The 16,711-nt window shown below is 60.9% G+C and carries 20 protein-coding genes; 12 read left to right on the top strand and 8 right to left on the bottom strand.

From position 1 onward, the window contains the following. Window positions 1–8 precede the first annotated feature (8 nt). From AC1D1L_RS12615 to rpmG, 5 genes are all read left to right on the top strand, one after another. Window positions 9–461, top strand: a complete 453-nt coding sequence (locus tag AC1D1L_RS12615) for a DUF983 domain-containing protein (protein WP_477342169.1) — start codon at window positions 9–11, stop codon at window positions 459–461. An 86-nt stretch (window positions 462–547) separates the two neighbouring features. Further along, entirely contained in the window at window positions 548–1,288 is a 741-nt protein-coding gene (locus tag AC1D1L_RS12620; protein ID WP_477341675.1) for an NUDIX hydrolase, read from the top strand. A 38-nt stretch (window positions 1,289–1,326) separates the two neighbouring features. After that, on the top strand, window positions 1,327–2,505 hold the full coding sequence (locus AC1D1L_RS12625; protein WP_477341677.1) for an MFS transporter: 1,179 nt from the start codon (window positions 1,327–1,329) through the stop codon (window positions 2,503–2,505). Between the two features lie 114 nt (window positions 2,506–2,619). Beyond that, the gene (locus AC1D1L_RS12630) at window positions 2,620–3,078 is read left to right on the top strand and encodes a YqfO family protein (protein ID WP_477341679.1); all 459 of its coding nucleotides are present in this window, start codon (window positions 2,620–2,622) and stop codon (window positions 3,076–3,078) included. Between the two features lie 154 nt (window positions 3,079–3,232). Further along, the gene (rpmG, locus tag AC1D1L_RS12635) at window positions 3,233–3,400 is read left to right on the top strand and encodes a 50S ribosomal protein L33 (protein ID WP_006201775.1); all 168 of its coding nucleotides are present in this window, start codon (window positions 3,233–3,235) and stop codon (window positions 3,398–3,400) included. Window positions 3,401–3,807: 407 nt separating this feature from the next. Here rpmG and AC1D1L_RS12640 read toward each other — a convergent pair whose 3' ends face one another. Beyond that, a complete protein-coding gene (locus AC1D1L_RS12640; RefSeq protein ID WP_477341681.1) occupies window positions 3,808–5,181 on the bottom strand; it encodes a PleD family two-component system response regulator in 1,374 nt (457 codons plus the stop codon). Between the two features lie 33 nt (window positions 5,182–5,214). Continuing rightward, complete coding sequence (locus AC1D1L_RS12645; protein WP_142864985.1) at window positions 5,215–5,586, bottom strand: response regulator; 372 nt, start codon at window positions 5,584–5,586, stop codon at window positions 5,215–5,217. Between the two features lie 238 nt (window positions 5,587–5,824). Between AC1D1L_RS12645 and AC1D1L_RS12650 the strand changes: the two genes are divergently transcribed. Beyond that, window positions 5,825–6,124, top strand: coding sequence for a DUF3572 domain-containing protein (locus tag AC1D1L_RS12650; RefSeq protein ID WP_477341683.1), 300 nt, complete (start codon window positions 5,825–5,827; stop codon window positions 6,122–6,124). Beyond that, window positions 6,121–6,774, top strand: a complete 654-nt coding sequence (locus tag AC1D1L_RS12655; protein WP_112564587.1) for a hypothetical protein — start codon at window positions 6,121–6,123, stop codon at window positions 6,772–6,774. The genes AC1D1L_RS12650 and AC1D1L_RS12655 overlap by 4 nt, the downstream gene beginning before the upstream one ends. A gap of 23 nt (window positions 6,775–6,797) precedes the next feature. Here the strand turns inward: AC1D1L_RS12655 and AC1D1L_RS12660 are convergent, their stop codons facing one another. Both AC1D1L_RS12660 and AC1D1L_RS12665 read right to left on the bottom strand, forming a co-directional pair. Further along, window positions 6,798–8,405: a hypothetical protein gene (locus AC1D1L_RS12660; RefSeq protein ID WP_477341685.1), complete on the bottom strand. Its 1,608-nt coding sequence runs from the start codon at window positions 8,403–8,405 to the stop codon at window positions 6,798–6,800. 10 nt (window positions 8,406–8,415) lie between these two features. Continuing rightward, a complete protein-coding gene (locus AC1D1L_RS12665; RefSeq protein WP_477341687.1) occupies window positions 8,416–8,991 on the bottom strand; it encodes a GNAT family N-acetyltransferase in 576 nt (191 codons plus the stop codon). 67 nt (window positions 8,992–9,058) lie between these two features. On the opposite strand from AC1D1L_RS12665, the gene AC1D1L_RS12670 reads away from it, so the two are divergent. Beyond that, on the top strand, window positions 9,059–10,387 hold the full coding sequence (locus AC1D1L_RS12670; RefSeq protein WP_477341689.1) for a DNA polymerase IV: 1,329 nt from the start codon (window positions 9,059–9,061) through the stop codon (window positions 10,385–10,387). Between the two features lie 5 nt (window positions 10,388–10,392). Here the strand turns inward: AC1D1L_RS12670 and AC1D1L_RS12675 are convergent, their stop codons facing one another. Next, entirely contained in the window at window positions 10,393–10,899 is a 507-nt protein-coding gene (locus AC1D1L_RS12675) for a hypothetical protein (protein ID WP_477341691.1), read from the bottom strand. A 182-nt stretch (window positions 10,900–11,081) separates the two neighbouring features. Here AC1D1L_RS12675 and AC1D1L_RS12680 point away from each other — a divergent pair, with 182 nt between their 5' ends. Continuing rightward, complete coding sequence (locus tag AC1D1L_RS12680; RefSeq protein ID WP_477341693.1) at window positions 11,082–11,963, top strand: DMT family transporter; 882 nt, start codon at window positions 11,082–11,084, stop codon at window positions 11,961–11,963. Between the two features lie 96 nt (window positions 11,964–12,059). Here AC1D1L_RS12680 and AC1D1L_RS12685 read toward each other — a convergent pair whose 3' ends face one another. Next, window positions 12,060–12,455, bottom strand: a complete 396-nt coding sequence (locus AC1D1L_RS12685; protein ID WP_477341695.1) for a nuclear transport factor 2 family protein — start codon at window positions 12,453–12,455, stop codon at window positions 12,060–12,062. Here AC1D1L_RS12685 and AC1D1L_RS12690 point away from each other — a divergent pair. From AC1D1L_RS12690 to AC1D1L_RS12700, 3 genes are all read left to right on the top strand, one after another. Beyond that, the gene (locus AC1D1L_RS12690; protein WP_477341697.1) at window positions 12,436–12,792 is read left to right on the top strand and encodes a hypothetical protein; all 357 of its coding nucleotides are present in this window, start codon (window positions 12,436–12,438) and stop codon (window positions 12,790–12,792) included. The genes AC1D1L_RS12685 and AC1D1L_RS12690 overlap by 20 nt on opposite strands. A gap of 342 nt (window positions 12,793–13,134) precedes the next feature. Continuing rightward, complete coding sequence (locus AC1D1L_RS12695; protein WP_477341699.1) at window positions 13,135–13,878, top strand: FkbM family methyltransferase; 744 nt, start codon at window positions 13,135–13,137, stop codon at window positions 13,876–13,878. Beyond that, the gene (locus tag AC1D1L_RS12700) at window positions 13,875–14,795 is read left to right on the top strand and encodes a hypothetical protein (RefSeq protein WP_477341701.1); all 921 of its coding nucleotides are present in this window, start codon (window positions 13,875–13,877) and stop codon (window positions 14,793–14,795) included. Before AC1D1L_RS12695 ends, AC1D1L_RS12700 begins: the two co-directional genes overlap by 4 nt. Here AC1D1L_RS12700 and AC1D1L_RS12705 read toward each other — a convergent pair. Both AC1D1L_RS12705 and AC1D1L_RS12710 read right to left on the bottom strand, forming a co-directional pair. Further along, complete coding sequence (locus AC1D1L_RS12705) at window positions 14,792–15,466, bottom strand: class I SAM-dependent methyltransferase (RefSeq protein WP_477341703.1); 675 nt, start codon at window positions 15,464–15,466, stop codon at window positions 14,792–14,794. The genes AC1D1L_RS12700 and AC1D1L_RS12705 overlap by 4 nt on opposite strands. A 2-nt stretch (window positions 15,467–15,468) precedes the next feature. Beyond that, complete coding sequence (locus AC1D1L_RS12710; RefSeq protein ID WP_477341705.1) at window positions 15,469–16,710, bottom strand: glycosyltransferase; 1,242 nt, start codon at window positions 16,708–16,710, stop codon at window positions 15,469–15,471. Window position 16,711 lies beyond the last annotated feature (1 nt).

Raw genomic sequence — 16,711 nt, forward strand, 5'->3', positions numbered from 1 at the left:
AATTAGGGATGGCAAGCGAACTGGGGATCCAGGAACAGGTTTTCGGCGGTGAACATCATTCGGGCCGGGTCGCCCGCCCGCTATGGACGGCGATGAAGCGCGGCGCGCTTGGCCGCTGCCCGCATTGCGGCGAGGGCAAACTATTTGCCGGCTTCACCAAGAGCGTCGACAAATGCAGTGTCTGCGGCGAGGAGCTTTACCACCACCGCGCCGACGACCTGCCCGCCTATCTCGTCATCGTCATTGTCGGCCACATCGTTCTCGGCGCCTTTATGGCTGTCGAGGCGACCTCGACGCTCTCCATGTGGCAGCACATCGCCATCTGGGTACCGCTGACCATCGCACTGTCGGTCGCTCTGCTGCAACCGGTCAAGGGCGCCGTCATCGGACTGCAATGGGCGCTCTATATGCACGGCTTCGGCGGCGAAAAGGACGGGACCGAGCCACGTCCCGGAACCTGACCCGCATCGGGCAATGTCGCCTGGCGCAACATGCCGACCGTGAAAGGCCACTTTCGTTTGCCAGAAGTTTCCGCTAGGTCCTGCGCATGGAAGGTATGACCAAGGCGGAAGTCGACAGGATGGAGCGGGGCACGATCGCCCATAGCGGCCAGCCCATGCGTCCCCGCGACGCCGCGACCCTGATCCTGCTGGAACGCCAGGGCGACGAGGTGCTGGTGCTGATGGGCCGGCGCCATGCCGGCCACGCTTTCATGCCCGGCAAATTTGTCTTTCCCGGCGGGCGCACCGATCCGGCCGACAGCCGCATTGCCGTTGCCACAGTGCTTCATCCCGAGGAAGAAACCAAGCTCACCGCCGGCGTAGGCCGCATCAGCCCATCGCGAGCCCGCGCCATCGCGCTCTCGGCCATCCGCGAGACCTATGAGGAAGCCGGCCTGCTCATCGGTTGCAAGGCCGCCTTCGCAACGGACAAGCGCGACTGGCAGGGCTTTGTCGAGCACGGCGTCCAGCCTTCGTTGGCGCCGCTGCGCTTCGTCGCCCGCGCCATCACCCCACCCAATCGCGTGCGTCGTTTCGACACAAGGTTCTTCAGCGCCTGGCGCAGCGACGTCGCCGTCGAGCTGCCGGGTGGCGGTCCGACCAATGAGCTGGAAGAACTGGTCTGGTTGCCGCTTGCCAAGGCGAGAGAGGCCGATATCCCCGACATCACCCGAACGATCCTGCAGGAGCTGGAAAAGCGGCTTGCCGACGATCCGCTGCTGCGCCCCGGTGGCTCCGTGCCGTTCTACCGGCTTGTCCGCAACCGCTTCGTTCGCGAAATTCTTTAGCCCCCGAAATTCTCTAGCATCGAGTAATTAGGCATCCCATGACGGTCGATACCCAGCAAGAGGGCGACGAACGCGTACACTGGCTACCGATGGTGGCTGCGATCTCGTCCATCAGCGTCGTCGGCATCGCCATCGGCCTCGGCATGCCGCTGCTCAGCGTCATTCTGGAGACGCGCGGCCATTCGGCTTCGATGATCGGCCTCAACACGGCGGTCGCCGGCCTCGCCTCGATCGGCGGCGCCCCGCTCGCCACGCCGCTGGCGATGCGCTTCGGCGTCGCCTGGACGATGGTTGCCATGATCGTCGCCGGCGCTCTCGCCTTTGTCGGTTTCCATTTCGCCCCGGACTTCTGGATGTGGTTCCCGCTGCGCATCGTCCTGCACATCGCGCTCACGGTCCTGTTCATCCTGTCGGAATTCTGGATCAGCACATCGGCGCCGCCGCGCCGGCGTGGCCTGGTGCTCGGCATCTACGCCACCGTGCTGTCGCTCGGCTTTGCCGCCGGGCCGTGGATCTTCGCTCATATCGGCAGCACCGGCTTCAGGCCGTTCGGCGTCATCATCGTCCTGGTGGCACTGGCCGCGATACCCGTGCTGGCCGCGCGCAACGAAAGCCCCACAATTGTGGTCGACGGCGAGACCAGCCACTTCCTGCGCTACATCTGGCTGGTACCCACGGCGACTGCCGCCGTGCTCGTGTTCGGCGCCGTCGAGACCGGCGGCTTTGCGCTGTTCCCGGTCTATGGCAACCGCATCGGCTATTCCGAAGCGGATGCAGCCCTTCTCCTCACCATGATCGGTCTCGGCAACGTGTTGCTGCAGATTCCGATCGGCATGATCAGCGACCGCGTCAGCGACCGCCGCTATCTGCTTTTGGCTTGCGCCGCGGTCGGGCTTGCCGGCACCATCTTCATGCCGTTCTTCGCTCAGAATTGGCACCTGATGGCGGCGCTTCTGTTCGTCTGGGGCGGTGTGGTGGCCGCCATGTACACGATCGGCCTTGCCCATCTCGGCTCCCAGCTTTCCGGCCATGAACTGGCCTCGGCCAACGCCGCCTTCGTGCTCTGCTACGGTGTCGGCATGGTGCTCGGCCCGCAGGCGATCGGCATCGGCATGGATGCGTTCGGCCCGTCCGGATTTGGCTGGTCGCTCGGCCTGTTCTTCGGCGCTTATATCGCCCTGGTCAGCGTCAGGCTGATCCGCAAGCTCCTGTTGTAGCCGGGCCGCGGCAAGCCCTTTCCCACAACGCAAAGACATGGCTGCTGACAGAACCGTGTCAGGAGGCCTCAGCTAAAAGGGTGTCCCAAAACACCCGAGTTTGAGGATACTGCGATGATCGACAGCGGCTTTGAAACCACATCGTTACGCATGACGCTCCTGCTGCTTGTCAGCTTCCAGGCCCCGGCAGCCGATGTCGACCGCATCATGGACGCCGTGGTCGCGATCGCCCCGCTCGCCATGGGCAAATACGATCGTAACGCCTATCAAACAGCGCACGGCATCGAACGCTACAGGCCACTTGAAGGTGCTGCCGCCGGCGCCGAAACCGAATTGCGCCGCCGCCCCGGCACGGTCGAGGTCTCGTTCGAACTGCCCGATGACCAGATGCTCGCCGCCCGCGTCGTCGAGGCGATTTTCCAGGCGCATTCCTATCAGGAGCCGGTGATCCGCATTCAGCCGATCCTCGCCAGCCGCTCCAAGGGCCTGGACGACCGCGCCAATCCGAATCGCTGGTGGAACACCACCGGCGACTGGAAGAATGCGGCAGCGCCGATACCGCAACGCGCGTGATTTCAAGCCAAAGGGCGGCTTGCCTGGGTCACAGCTGGTGCGCCGGGCTTGACTTTCCGGGCACGTTCTTTATGTGTCGCGCCAAGTTTCCCGCGTCCGGGTGTTTTCCCCCGCTCCAGCGGCCAAAACCCCACGAACATAACGGACTGATACAATGGCCAAAGCCGCAAACATCAAGATCAAGCTTCTGTCGACCGCCGACACCGGTTTCTTCTACGTGACCAGCAAGAACAGCCGTACCAAGACGGACAAGCTGTCCTTCCGCAAGTACGATCCGGTCGCCAAGAAGCACGTCGAGTTCAAGGAAACCAAGATCAAGTAATCTGGTTTTCCACACGTCTTTAAAACGCCGTCCCTTGGGGCGGCGTTTTTGTTTTGTAGGCTCAGAAAAGCCAGAAATCTCGGCAGCCTGACGCGGAGGGTTCAAGTAATTTTTGGCAAAAAAAGGGGGCCGGTCGGCGTATGGCAGCGGTACGAGGAGGCCACTATGTGCCAGCGCCGGCCGGCCGACCCCACGGACCCAGGAGATGCGGCGGACCTGAGCATCATGGGGTATCTTCGGATCGATGCGGCTGTCTACCCTCGTGCTCGCATCGCCTTTGTTCTTGCACCGCACATTTGCGCAACAACGCTGGAAAATCAATAGTTTCTTAACCAAGCCTCCCGAATCGCTTGGATTAAGGTAAATTCCTAACCCTGTCCGGTTGACAGCATAATCGGCGGTCCAGCCTACGCCGCCTTGGCGACAACGCGGTTGCGGCCGCCGCTTTTGGCCTCGTAGAGCGCCACATCGGCGCGCTTCATCAGCGCCGCGACCGTGTCAGCGCCGTTCAGCACCGACGACACGCCGACGCTGACCGTGACCTCGATGGTCTTGCCTTCTTGACCGATGGCAAACGGCAACTGGGCGATTTCGGCGCGAATGCGCTCCGCAACCTTTTCCGCCACTGCGCCGTCCGTGTCCGGCATCACCACGACGAATTCCTCACCGCCGAATCGGCAGGCGAGGTCGATGCCCCTGACATTCTTGCGCAGCCGCCGGGCGAATTCACGCAGCACGTCGTCGCCGCCGTCATGGCCATGCGCATCATTGACGGTCTTGAAGCGATCGAGATCGGTGATCATCACCGACAGAGGCCGCCGCCGAGCCACGGCGCGGTCGAACAGCGTCTGCAGATGGCTGTCGAGGTAGCGCCGGTTGTGCAGCCCGGTCAGCCCGTCGGTCACCGCCATCTCGATGGTCTGGGTGACGCTGGCGCGCAGCTGGTCGTTATAGCGCTTGCGGCGCACCTGCGTGCGCAGCCGCGCCATCAGCTCCTGCTGATCGATCGGCCGCATCAGATAGTCATTGATGCCGAGTTCGAGGCCGCGGATGATGCGGCCCTCCTCGCCTTCCTCGGCAAGCAGGATGATCGGCAGGAAGCGGGTGCGATCGAGCGAACGCAATTGCGAGCATAGCCGCAGCGGATCGAAATCGGCAAAACCGGTCGAGATCAGCACGCATTCGTACGGTGCCTCGGCAGCCTGGAAGAAACCGGCATGCGGGTCGGTGGCAATGTCGAGCTCGGCGCTGCCCCGCAGCATTTTCTGGACGCGTTCGAAGGAGGATTTGCGCTCGTCGATCAACAACACCTTCGGCGTCGCCTCCTCGGACGTGAAGCTGCGGCTCAACAGCGCCTCGATGCCGATGTTGCGGGTGGTCGAGGCGCGCAGACGCAACTCGTCGGTCAGCGACTTCAGCCTGACCAGGCTCTTGACCCGCGTCATCAGCTGCAAATCGTTGACCGGCTTGGTCAGGAAATCGTCGGCGCCGGCCTCGAGGCCGCGCACCCGGTCCGAAACCTGGTCGAGCGCGGTGATCATGACCACCGGTATATGCGACGTCGCCGGATCGCTCTTCAGCCGCTTGCAGACCTCGAACCCGTCAATGTCGGGCATCATCACGTCCAGCAGCACGACATCGACCTTGCCGTTTTCGCAGGTCTCGATCGCATCCAGCCCGTTGGAGGCGGTCAGCACCTCGAAATATTCGGCCAGCAGCCGAACCTCCAGTAGCCGCACATTGGCAGGGATGTCGTCGACGACGAGAATCCGCGCAGTCATTTCACAAGGCTCCGGCTGGAATGGGTGCTGGCATCAGGCGTCACCCAGATAGGATTTGATGGTTTCGATGAAACGCGGCACCGAGATCGGCTTGGAGATGTAGGCCTCGCAGCCCCCTTGGCGAATACGTTCCTCGTCGCCCTTCATGGCGAAGGCGGTGACGGCAATCACCGGAATGGAACGGAGGTCGTCATCCTCCTTCAGCCATTTCGTCACTTCCAGGCCTGACACTTCCGGCAGCTGGATATCCATCAGGATCAGGTCCGGCCGGTGCTGGCGCGCCAGATCGAGCGCCTCGAGGCCGTTGCGCGTGCGCACCGTCTCGTAACCGCTGGCTTCGATGAGGTCCCGAAAGAGCTTCATATTGAGCTCATTGTCCTCGACGATCATCACCTTCTTAGGCATCAATTTCCCGTCCCGGCCGAGCTTCTGCCTGAAACCCGCCGTCATGCGCCCTTGTCGGAGCACACCAAACCCTCCCTCACTCTACGACAATATGATTGACGAAACGGAAACCCGCAGCTGTAAAAGCCCTTCGGATTCCACCTCGAAAACCACATTGGATTGGGGCGGTGGCTTGCCGCAAGCGACGCTTGCCATTACTGCGGAAAAGAGACTCATTTCCGCAAACAAGAAGGTAATGATGGCAAACGCAGCGTCAATGCGCGAGGAGGCGGAAACCATTGCCGTGAGGGCACTGGGCTTCGTCGCCGCGGACCCCGAACTCCTGCCGCGCTTCCTGGCCATCACCGGCATCGAGGCGTCCGCCATCCGGCGCGCCGCAGCCGAGCCGGGATTCCTTGCCGGCATCCTGCAGTTCATCCTGGCCCACGAGCCGACCTTGCTGCGCTTTGCCGAGGAAACCGGCACCCCACCGGCTGCCGTCGGCAAGGCATTGCGCGCGCTGCCGCTTGGCGGCGATGACCATGAGCATTCGATATGAGCGACGATCCCGAGACGGCACGCCAGATCGCCGAACTTGCAGCCGACGACCGGCCTCTGCTGATCCTCGACGTCGATGATGTCGTGCTCGAATTCATCCGGCCGTTTCCGCATTTCCTGAAATCGCGCGGCTTTGGGCTCACGCTGGCCTCCTTCCGCCTCACCGGCAACATCGCCGAAACGGCGAGCGGCCGGCTGATCGAACAGCCGGAGGTGACGGCACTGCTTGGCGATTTCTTCGACGCGCAGGCCGACTGGCAAAGCGTCACCGACGGCGCTGAACAAGCGCTTGCCAGTCTCGGCGACCGCGCCGAAATCGTCCTTTTGACCGCCATGCCGCACCGCCATCGCGCGGCGCGCCGCGCGCATCTCGACGCCCTCGGGCTGCCCTATCCGCTTTTGACCACCGAGATGGCCAAGGGACCGGCGGTGGCCAAGTTGCGCGGCAGTAAAGGCCGGCCGGTGGCCTTTGTCGACGACCAGCCCGCCAACCTCATCTCAGCGCGCAATTCCGTGGCCGATGCGCACCTGTTCCATCTGATGGCCGACAATTCGCTGCGCGCCTACCTGCCGCCGGTGCCGGACGACATCGTCTCGGTCGAGGACTGGCGCGATGCCGCGCCGAAGATCGCCAGTGCGCTCGGGCTTTAAGCCCAAGCGCTACAAGCTGGCGATCAGGGCTGCAGCTTCGCCCCAGCCCCGCCGCTATTGCCCTCGCCGGGGCTAGCATCCTGACCGTCTTCCACGACCGGATCGGGGCCCTTCAGCATGGCGCCGTTGACCGTCACCGACCCATCATGCCTGGCGTTGATCACCCATTCGATACGGCCGTCCGGCAGCGTCTTGGCAAACCCCTTGATGGCCAGCGCGCCGGTAAATGCCTGCGAGGCTTGCGGGTCGGTCTTGGCCGCCTCCTGCAGGCTTGCCACGATCTTGTCGTAGCCGGTGACGTCGATGGTCACGTTGGCATCGGGCTTCTCGCCATCGGGAAAAGTCATGTCGCCTTCCAGCGCGATTTCCACGGCGCCATTCTTGACTGTGCTGTGGCCGATGACGACTTTCGGCCCATTGGCCAGGAAACCAGCCTTCAAGCCTTCGCCAAATTCCTCCGACAGCGGCGGGTTCTGGTTGAGATCGAAGGCTTCGATCGCCTTCTTGGCCATGGTGTCGAGATCAATGTTGGCGCCACCGAAGTTGAGGTCAACATCCGTGGGCAGCAGCGCCACGCTCCAGTCCGGAACAAGGTGTTGCGGTATGCTCAACCCCGCCGCCTTGATCCCATAGCTGAGAGTTCCGTTGCGGGCGACGCCGTCCATGCCGAAGGCGACGCCTACTTTGGCCGCGCCGAAACTGCCGACCGGGCTGCCGACGCTAATGTCCTTGAAACTGTAAGTTCCATCGACCCGCTCCCATAATGGCAGCGCGGACAGGAGACGCGACTTGAGTTCGGCCTGGTTGGCCTTCAGTTTTGCCTCATCCTCATTGGCTACGGCGAAGGCCAACAAGTCCAGAAGAGGCTTCGTGCGCAGCCCTTTGCCTTTTGCATCCACGGACAAGGACGGCGACTTGAACGTCAGCAGGAGTTTCTGACCGTTGCTAGGATTGTCGGTCGTGACCGACTCTGCAAAATCGGCGATAGTCTGAACCATGTTGAAATCGACACCACCATTCGCACCCTTGGCGGCGCTTATTGTGGCCGTGCCGGCGCCGGTACTCATATCAGTGCGCTGCCTGGCATCTTGCGACGTCATCGTCATGCCTTCCAGCGATGAAGTCGCGCTGCTGAAAGCCGCCAACTCGGGATCATAGATACCGACGAACTTGCCGCCCTTGATCGACATCTTCATGCTTTGCGGACCCTGAGGCCCGTCGAACTCCATCGACCCTTCCGGTGCCAGATTGCCTGAAACATCCCACGCGCCATCGCTGCGTGGCTTGGTCAACAGCGCATAAGGCGTGAGATCGAGCTTCAGTCCATCCTGTTTGCTCAGAAGACCCACGAGCGGCTTGAAATCGAACGCCAGCTTGTAGGCATCGCCATCGACCGAGATTTTCACAAATCCAATATCGAACAGTTTTTTGCCGAAATAGTGCGCCAGATTGTCGGTAAGTTGCTTGGCGCCCTCGCTGTCGACCGTCTGGCCAAACGCCGGTGCGCTGCAGGCAAGAAGCAAAACAAATGGCAAAACGCGCTTCATATCGATCCTCCACTCTACTGCGGCTGTCAAAACCGTTTCTACCACTGGTAGGCAAATAGCATCACAGCCGCAAGACGAGACCATGCATTGCTGGCTACAGCACCAGCCGCATCAGCGGCCGGCCGGCCTTGCGTTCGACAAGCCGCTCGAAGCCGGCCTTTTCGAACACACGCGACGAGCCGACGAACAGCCCGATCGAACGCGAATCGCGCGACACATCGATCGGACAGGCCTCGACCAGCCGCGCTCTGTTCTGGCGGGCAAAGGCGATGCCGCCCTCGACCAGGCGATGGCTGATGCCCCTGCCGCGCGCAGTGGCGCGGATGAAGAAGCAGGAGATCGCCCAGACGCCCGGATCGGCGGCGTCGGACGGATCGACCGGCGCCGAGCCTCTGCCCCGATTGTTCCATTCGGGCACGTCGGCGCGCGGCCCGATCTGCATCCAGCCGACTGCTACGCCGTTCTCGAAAGCCAAAAGCCCCGGCGGCGGCCCGGCCTCGATGCGCGCCTTGATAAGATCCTTGTTGCGCTGCTTGTCGCTGGCGCGCCGCGCCGCCGGCGCCTGTCTGAAATAGGTGCACCAGCAGCCGTAACAGGCGCCCTGCTTGCCGAAAAGATCCTCGAAATCCGCCCATAGGTCAGGCTTCAGCGGCGCTATGGTCGTGCTCATGAGTTCTCTCCCGGCTAACCGCTTGTGGCGGCTTCCGTCCTGACGTACCATTGCATTTGTTCTCTTTATGTTCGCAGCGATGGCGGCCCCTGTCAACAATCCCGAGCACGGTTTTTGCCGCGACTGCCTGACCCTTCAGCGCAGCGATGCCAGACGCTGCGAGCGGTGCGGCAGTCCCCGGCTCGCCCGTCATCCCGAACTCTACCGGCTGCATCTTGCCCATATCGATTGCGATGCCTTTTATGCGGCGATCGAAAAGCGCGACAACCCGGCGCTGAAGGACAAGCCGCTGATCATCGGTGGCGGCAAGCGCGGCGTCGTCTCCACGGCCTGCTACATCGCCCGCATCAAGGGCGTGCGCTCGGCAATGCCGATGTTCAAGGCGCTCGAAGCCTGTCCGGAGGCGGTCGTCATCCCGCCCAATATGGAAAAATATGTCCGCGTCGGCCGTGAGGTGCGCGCGCTGATGCAGGCCCTGACGCCGCTGGTCGAACCGCTCTCGATCGACGAGGCGTTTCTCGACCTTGCCGGCACCGAGCGCCTGCACGGCATGCCGCCGGCAGTGGTGCTGGCGCGCTTTGCGCTGACCGTAGAAAAGGAAATCGGCATCACCGTCTCGGCCGGCCTCTCCTACTGCAAGTTCCTGGCCAAGGTTGCCTCCGATTTCCGCAAGCCGCGCGGCTTTTCGGTAATCGGCGAGGCCGAGGCGCTGGGTTTCCTGGCCGAGCAGCCGGTGACGCTGATCTGGGGCGTCGGCAAGGCTTTTGCCGCAACGCTCGAACGCGACGGCATCCGCACCATCGCCCAGCTGCAGCGCATGGAGCGCGCCGATCTGATGCGCCGCTATGGCGTGATGGGCACCCGGCTCTACTATCTGTCGCGCGGCCAGGATGACCGCCGTGTCGACCCCGATCAGGATGCAAAAAGCGTCTCGGCCGAAACCACTTTCGACACTGATATAGCTGAAATGGACGAGCTGGTTCCGGTGCTGCGAGGGTTGTCCGAAAAGGTTTCGGCGCGGCTGAAAAAGTCAGGCACCGCCGGGCGCACCGTGGTGCTGAAGCTGAAGACGCAGGACTTCAAGCTGCGCACCCGCAACCGCCAGCTCGGCGACCCGACAAGGCTGGCGGACCGTATTTTCCAGACCGGCCTCGACCTGTTGCGCAAGGAGGCGGACGGAACGAAATACCGGCTGCTCGGCATCGGCGTCAGCGATCTCTCGGATGACGGGAAGGCCGACCCGCCCGATCTCGTCGATGTCGGCTCGCGCAAGCGAGCCATGGCCGAAAGCGCCATCGACACGCTGCGCGACAAGTTCGGCAAGAAGGCGGTGGAAACCGGCTACACCTTCGGCAAGGGCCGCAACGCCAACCCGCCGGAGCCGATCGAAGAGTAATCGGCTTAGATGCGCTGCAGATCGATGCGACTCGTCACCACGCTCTTGCCGGTTTTCGGATCGACGTCGGTAACGGTCAACCGCATTCCGTCGCCCTTGGTTTTCTCGACCGTCAACCGCGCCTTGCGGTCGCCATTGACCTCCGTCGCCCAGCTGATACCGAGATTGATCGCGTTGCCGGAACGACTGCCGGCGAGTTGCGCGGGCCCGGTGCGCGATCCGACATAGACGCCGGTGTATTTCGCTCCGCTGGCCTTCAGATCCGCGCTGATCGCGCGCGTCACCACGATCAGACCGCGGCAGTTGCCGTCAAGCGACAATGATGTCGACGTCGCGTCGGAATTGAAAGTGCACGAGACGTTCACCGTCGGTGCTTCGGTCGTGACCTTGACTGTCCCTTTGCCGGAGAAATTGCCCTGCAGGGAACTGAGAAAATCCGCCTCGTCGGCATGGGCCGCCCCGCTCGCAGTTATCAGGCAGCCGGATAGCAGAAATCGCGCGAATGATTTCATTGGTATCTCTCCCCCGTTGATGTTGAAGAACAATGCGCCCAGGAATTGGCCAATATCGGGAACCAACGCCTGCCGTCGTGTCAGGTTCCACTTCCTGCTTGGCTGTTTTGCAACGGGTCTGGCCCAGTCGAATGCGTCGCCTAGCGGTTGCGATAGAAGTCCCGGCTTGCGACATAGCGCCTATGGCCCCTTCCCCATCGATCCCTAAAGCCGCCTTCTGGATGGCGCTGTCGATCGCCTCGTTCCTGGCGATGTCGGTCGCCGGCCGCGCCACCACCGCGGAGCTCAACGTCTTCCAGGTGCTCGAACTGCGCTCGATGATCGGCTTTTTCATCCTGTTGCCGCTGGTGATGATGAGCGGCGGTTTCGCCGCGATGCGCACGCGGCGACCGCTGGCTCATATCGCCCGCAACGTCATCCATTATACCGGCCAGGCGGCCTGGCTCTATGCGCTGACACTGATCCCGCTTGCAGTGCTGATCTCGATCGAATTCACCACACCGATCTGGACCGCGATCCTGGCTGTCAGCTTCCTTGGCGAAAAACTGTCGCGGCCAAGATTGGCGGCGATCGTGCTCGGCCTGGTCGGCGTGGTGGTCATCGTGCGCCCCGGCGTCGGTTCCATTGATCCGGGCCACCTCGTGGTTCTCGGCGCAGCCGTCTGCTTCGGCATTTCGCTGGTGCTGGTCAAGTCTCTGACGCGCACCGACAGCGTCGTGCGCATCATCTTCTGGATGCTGGTCATCCAGTCGGCGGTCGGCCTCGTGCCGGCGCTCTATGAGTGGCGCAATCCCTCGCTGGCACTCTGGCCGTGGATTTTCGTCATCGCCTTCACCGGCATGTCATCGCATTTCTGCCTGGCCCGCGCGCTCGTCTATGCCGACGCCACCATCATCTCGCCGATGGATTTCCTGCGCGTGCCGCTGTCGGCGCTGGTCGGCTGGCTGCTCTACAGCGAGCATATCGACATTTTTACCGCCGGCGGCGCCCTGCTGATCCTGATGGGCAACCTGCTCAACCTGCAGCGCAAGGCGCCAAAACCGGCCGAAATGGCGGCGTCATAGCGATCCACCCGGTCAGTTCCCATCATCAGGTATGTTGAGCAAGTGGCGGATTGCGTAGCGTCCGGCGCGCAAGCCGTCCAGTGGCCAGGGACGTCGTCAGCGTTGCACCGTGCCATCGGGCCCGACGACGCCCCAGGCGGTCGCCGTATCGTAGAAGAACTGCTCCTTGGCGATCCGATCACCGCGCCACTGCTGAAGCGCCACCTCTTCCAGCCGCTGGACGACACCATCCTTGTCGGTCTTGTCGAATGTCCAGCGGATGGCGACGTTGTCGCCGTCGACCAGGAAAGTCTGGACGGCATGCGTGTGCATCTTCTGGAGTTGGTCCAAAACCGACTGCTCGCGCGCCATCAGCATTTCCTTGCCGCGCCGCGGGACGCCGAGATTCTCCTGCATGGTTGCATCGTCATGGTAGAAGTCGGCGATCGCCTTGACATGGCTGCCTTTGACCACCTCCTTGAGGAAAGCTTCGATGCGTTTGCGGCTGGGCATGATTGTGCGTTCCTTTGAAGTTCGTGCTCAACGCATGTGGTTCAAAGAAGCTTCACTTCAACCATGCGGGGCACGCTGGCCCTATCGGCCGCGATGCCAGGCCCAGAGCACCGTCACATCGGCGCTGCGCTGGGGAGGGGAGCGCAACGGCAGTAGTGATGAGTTCGGGCGGATCAGATTAAACGATGAACTCAGCGTCGAGGACCTGCCACCAGGATCGAGACGTGTGGCAATGGACCCGGATTCAACGAAGGAGTTCCAGAAGGATGCAAAGCTAGAAGTTTTGTTCTCGCTAAATGCCTGCGCCGACGGGACCCTGGCAGCCGAGCGTCGATAGGCTCCGTTGTCATTCTCCTCGGTCTTGGTCTGCGCGGATCGTTTTCGGGTATTCCGGACCATGGCTGCTTGAGCGGGCCAACCAGCCTTCGGCCGGGCGTTCCTGCCATCGTACAGCCGCTCTCGTCCTCTCCTTGCCATCAGCAAAGGTGACTTTTGTCTCAGCGTTCACTAAAATAAAGGTAATGCCGCTTAATCTGATAGCGCCAATGCCTCGCTGCCGGTTTCCAGCCTGAATAGGCGTGAGGAAGTTTTTCCGGGGGTCTCGATGAATACTATTAAGCATGCATTTCATCTGATAAATGCTCTCGGAAATATAATACCCCACGCTGGTAGGCGCTTTTTGCTGGATAAACTCGGAATCGGCAAGGTTTTGCAGCGGGCGTCCAAGGGAAGCATCGATCAAGTCAAGCTGCCAAACGGGTATGATCTCTTCTTCAACCCGATGCTGCACTGGAACGCAACCAATCCAAGAAATCACGAGCCAGAAGTCATCGCCCTGCTCCATCGCTATCTGGAACCGGGGGCGGTTTTCTACGACATTGGCGCCAATATCGGTCTGCATTCGCTGATAGCGTCTGAAATCGTAGGCCCAGCGGGTCGGGTGCTTGCGTTCGAGCCCGGCGAAATAAACCTAAAGTATTTCCGCCGGACCCTCGAGAACGGCGTTCCGAATGTATCGCTCCACGAATTTGCGATAGGTGCTACGGACGAAACAAGGATTTTCGACGTTAGGGGCGGCGCCATGTCGGGGAAGTTGATCGTAGCCGGGGAGAAAGCCATTGATCCCGTGAGTGTGCAGGTTAGATCGATCGACAGCCTCGTAGCCGAAGGTTATCCGCGCCCGGATGTGATAAAAATAGATATCGAAGGAGGCGAGGCCGATGCTCTGCTGGGCGCAGTGAAGACGCTGGAAACATATCCGGTCGTGATTTGCGAGATGCATGATTTCGCGCCAGAGGGGGTGAGGCGCGCCACGAAAGCACTGATGGAAGCCGGTTTTCAGGTGACCCGACTCGCGGACCAGTCCCCGTCCGATCATGCGCGCAGTCATCACGTCGTGGCGGTGCGGGGCGACTGCTCTTGAATTCGACCAAAGCAAGGTTGATGGCGTTCCGGCTCACCACCACGCTAGGCGACCGGATTTTCAACTGGGGTTCCTCCCACCGTGCGTTCATTCGAATTTTCGGACTCATAGTGGCGATATTGATCTTTGCGGGAGGGCTGCTATTGGCCCTGCACAGCATGCCCGGCCTAATCGAACGGCTTAACGCAACTCCATTCGTCGTCCTCGTCTTGATCGCAGTCCCTGCTACAGCGGGACTCAACGCGATTGAACTCCAGATCATGGCGGCTATGGGGGGAAAGAACATTGTCTGGGCAAGCGCGTTCGAAATAGGTGTCTTTTCGAGTGCCGCCAACATGCTTTTTTTGCCAGCCGGCCTGCTATCGCGTGCTACGGCGCTGCGAGTCTACGGGATCGGGCTGAAACTCGGAGGCAGCCTGATCGTCGTCTTCATGGCCTTATGGTTTGGAGCAGCGTTTGGTTATTCGGGTTTTTTCCTTCTTGCGCTTGGCCATATCAAAATTGGCGCGGGCTTTGTCGCGTGCGGCTCATTGTTCATTGGGGCCAGCATTATCTTCTTCGCCCGCCTCCGCATCGGCTGGAGACTAGTTGTTTCCGCATTGATGCTCAAATTTGCTGGACTGGTCCTCGAAGCCTTCCGGCTCTCTCTGGCCGCAAAGGCGCTCGGAATCGGCTTGGGCTTCAATCAGGCTTCAATCTTTTCAATCGCCTCGGTCATCGGAACAATCACATCTTTCATTCCGGCAGGCTTGGGCGTCACTGAGGCGACAACTGCGTTGCTGTCGCCTCTTGCCAATATCGATTCCGCCGCAGGCTTCGTGATTGCCGGAACCAATCGGATCGCCGTAGTGCTCGGCTTACTTTTGCTCGCAATTTTCATTGTAGGAACGAGGCGACTGAAGCGGCCGTCTGGCTAGGATCGGCTGTACACATAGAAATCGGCAAAGGATGTATTGCCAGGATCGCGCGGATTGAGCCGATAAGCGTTCGGCGTCACCGAATAAAGTTTCCATTCCGGTCGATTGGCCTCGATCCAGTCGGTAAATACGCGATGCCTGATGTGCGGTTCCGGTGTCGATTCGGCTGAATTGCTGGAATACAAAATAACAAAACGATCGGAGGCGGAAAACAGGTGGCGCATGTAGGTGTCGAACACGTCGTCTTCCACTAAATGGTATATTACATCCAGTGACAGTGCGAGATCGCGCTGACCGGGATCGTGATCGACAAGTTCGAATTGTTTCGTTGGATCACCTGCAAACCGCTTCCGACATAATGCGACGGCTGAAGGTGCAGTATCGAGCCCTAGATAGTTAGGATATACTGCCAGGGCCAGTTGCGTTCCGTCGCCGCAGCCGAACTCAACCACCGAGCGAATTTCGTGATTTGCTACAAAGCGGTTTAGAAAATCGGCTTTGAACCGCGCGAGATGGTTGATTGAACCGGCACCTGATGTGCCGCCACCGCTATAGCGCCTTTCCCAATAATCAGCAGAATTCCGAAATTTCAGCGCGACCAGCGCAAAATATGCCCGCCGAACCAGCGGCCCCGCTAGCCAACTCCTTCTTGCCCATCCCCGCAATGACATAATCAACTCCGACGTTTTTCCATCCGTTTGCCCAAAGTCGATAAAACCCGCTGATAAATCTCGTGGAATCGTTCGGCCGTCCTGGCCACAGTGCCCTTCGACAAAACCCATTCCTTGGCACGGGCAGTGAGGCGTGTCGCGAAATCCTTGTTGGTGACGATCCTGTCCACCGCTTCCGCGATTTCTCTTGGAGATCGCTCGGCAACCAGAAGCCCTGTCTCCTCATGTCGTATGATGTCGACAAGACCACCACACCGCGAAGCAATCACAGGCAGGTCGTGAAGCATTGCTTCGAGCGGCACGACGCCCTGTGCTTCCATTGTTCCATCCGCCGCACGGCGAGAGGGAATGATCAGCACATCGCCCTTGCGCATCCAATAGGCAACGTTCGCCGGTTGCAGCCAGCCGGTAAACAATATGCGGTCGCTGATCCTGAGGGACGCCGCCTTTGCCTCCAGCGCTTGCCGTTCCGGACCATCGCCCACGACAACAAGCTTTGCTCGGGGTAGACGGTCTTGCAGCAATGCGAGAGCCGCAACCGCATCGTCTGCTCCTTTGCAGTCGATCAGTCTTCCGACGAAAAGCAAGAGGGGGTTGGCATCATTGGTGAACCTATCTCGCCCGACATGGATCGTCGCCTCGGCAGGTCGGAGAGACGCTCCGATTGGAACGATCTCGATGCGATCTGGGTCCGCCCTCAGGGTGTGAAGGGCATTCGCCGTCGCGACAGAATTAGCTGTCAGGAATGAGGCGTGCCGCACGACAAGCTGCTTCGCCCACATCGGCAGGCGTCCCTGCAAACCGAGGACATCGCTTCCATGCGCCGTGACGACGAGAGCCGTTTGACCGAGGCAGGAAGGCAATGCCGTGATACCTTGCGGGAGTACCCAATGTGCATGGATCAGATGATGGCGACGCGACTTGGCGAGACGATAGGTAGCAGCGGCTTGTGCGACCGCGACGAGCGGCAGCTTCATCGCCTTCAATGGGTTTGACTTGAGGTTTTCGAGGGCTCCTGCACCATAGAAGATGTTTTCCGCCTTTTCAGGCCAGGCATAGCGAAAGCGATGAACGGTGACGCCGTTGCCGAAGTCCTCGATCTTCTTGCTGCCAGGAGAATGCGGGGCCAACACGTCCAACTCTATTCCTCTGGCGGCGAGTGCGAAAACCAGATCGGCCATGAAAGGGGTGACGTTATCGCCATGAAAGCGGGGAAAAGTTGACGTAGAGATCAGGACGCGCAAG

The organism is Mesorhizobium sp. P2_D6, assembly GCF_056404315.1.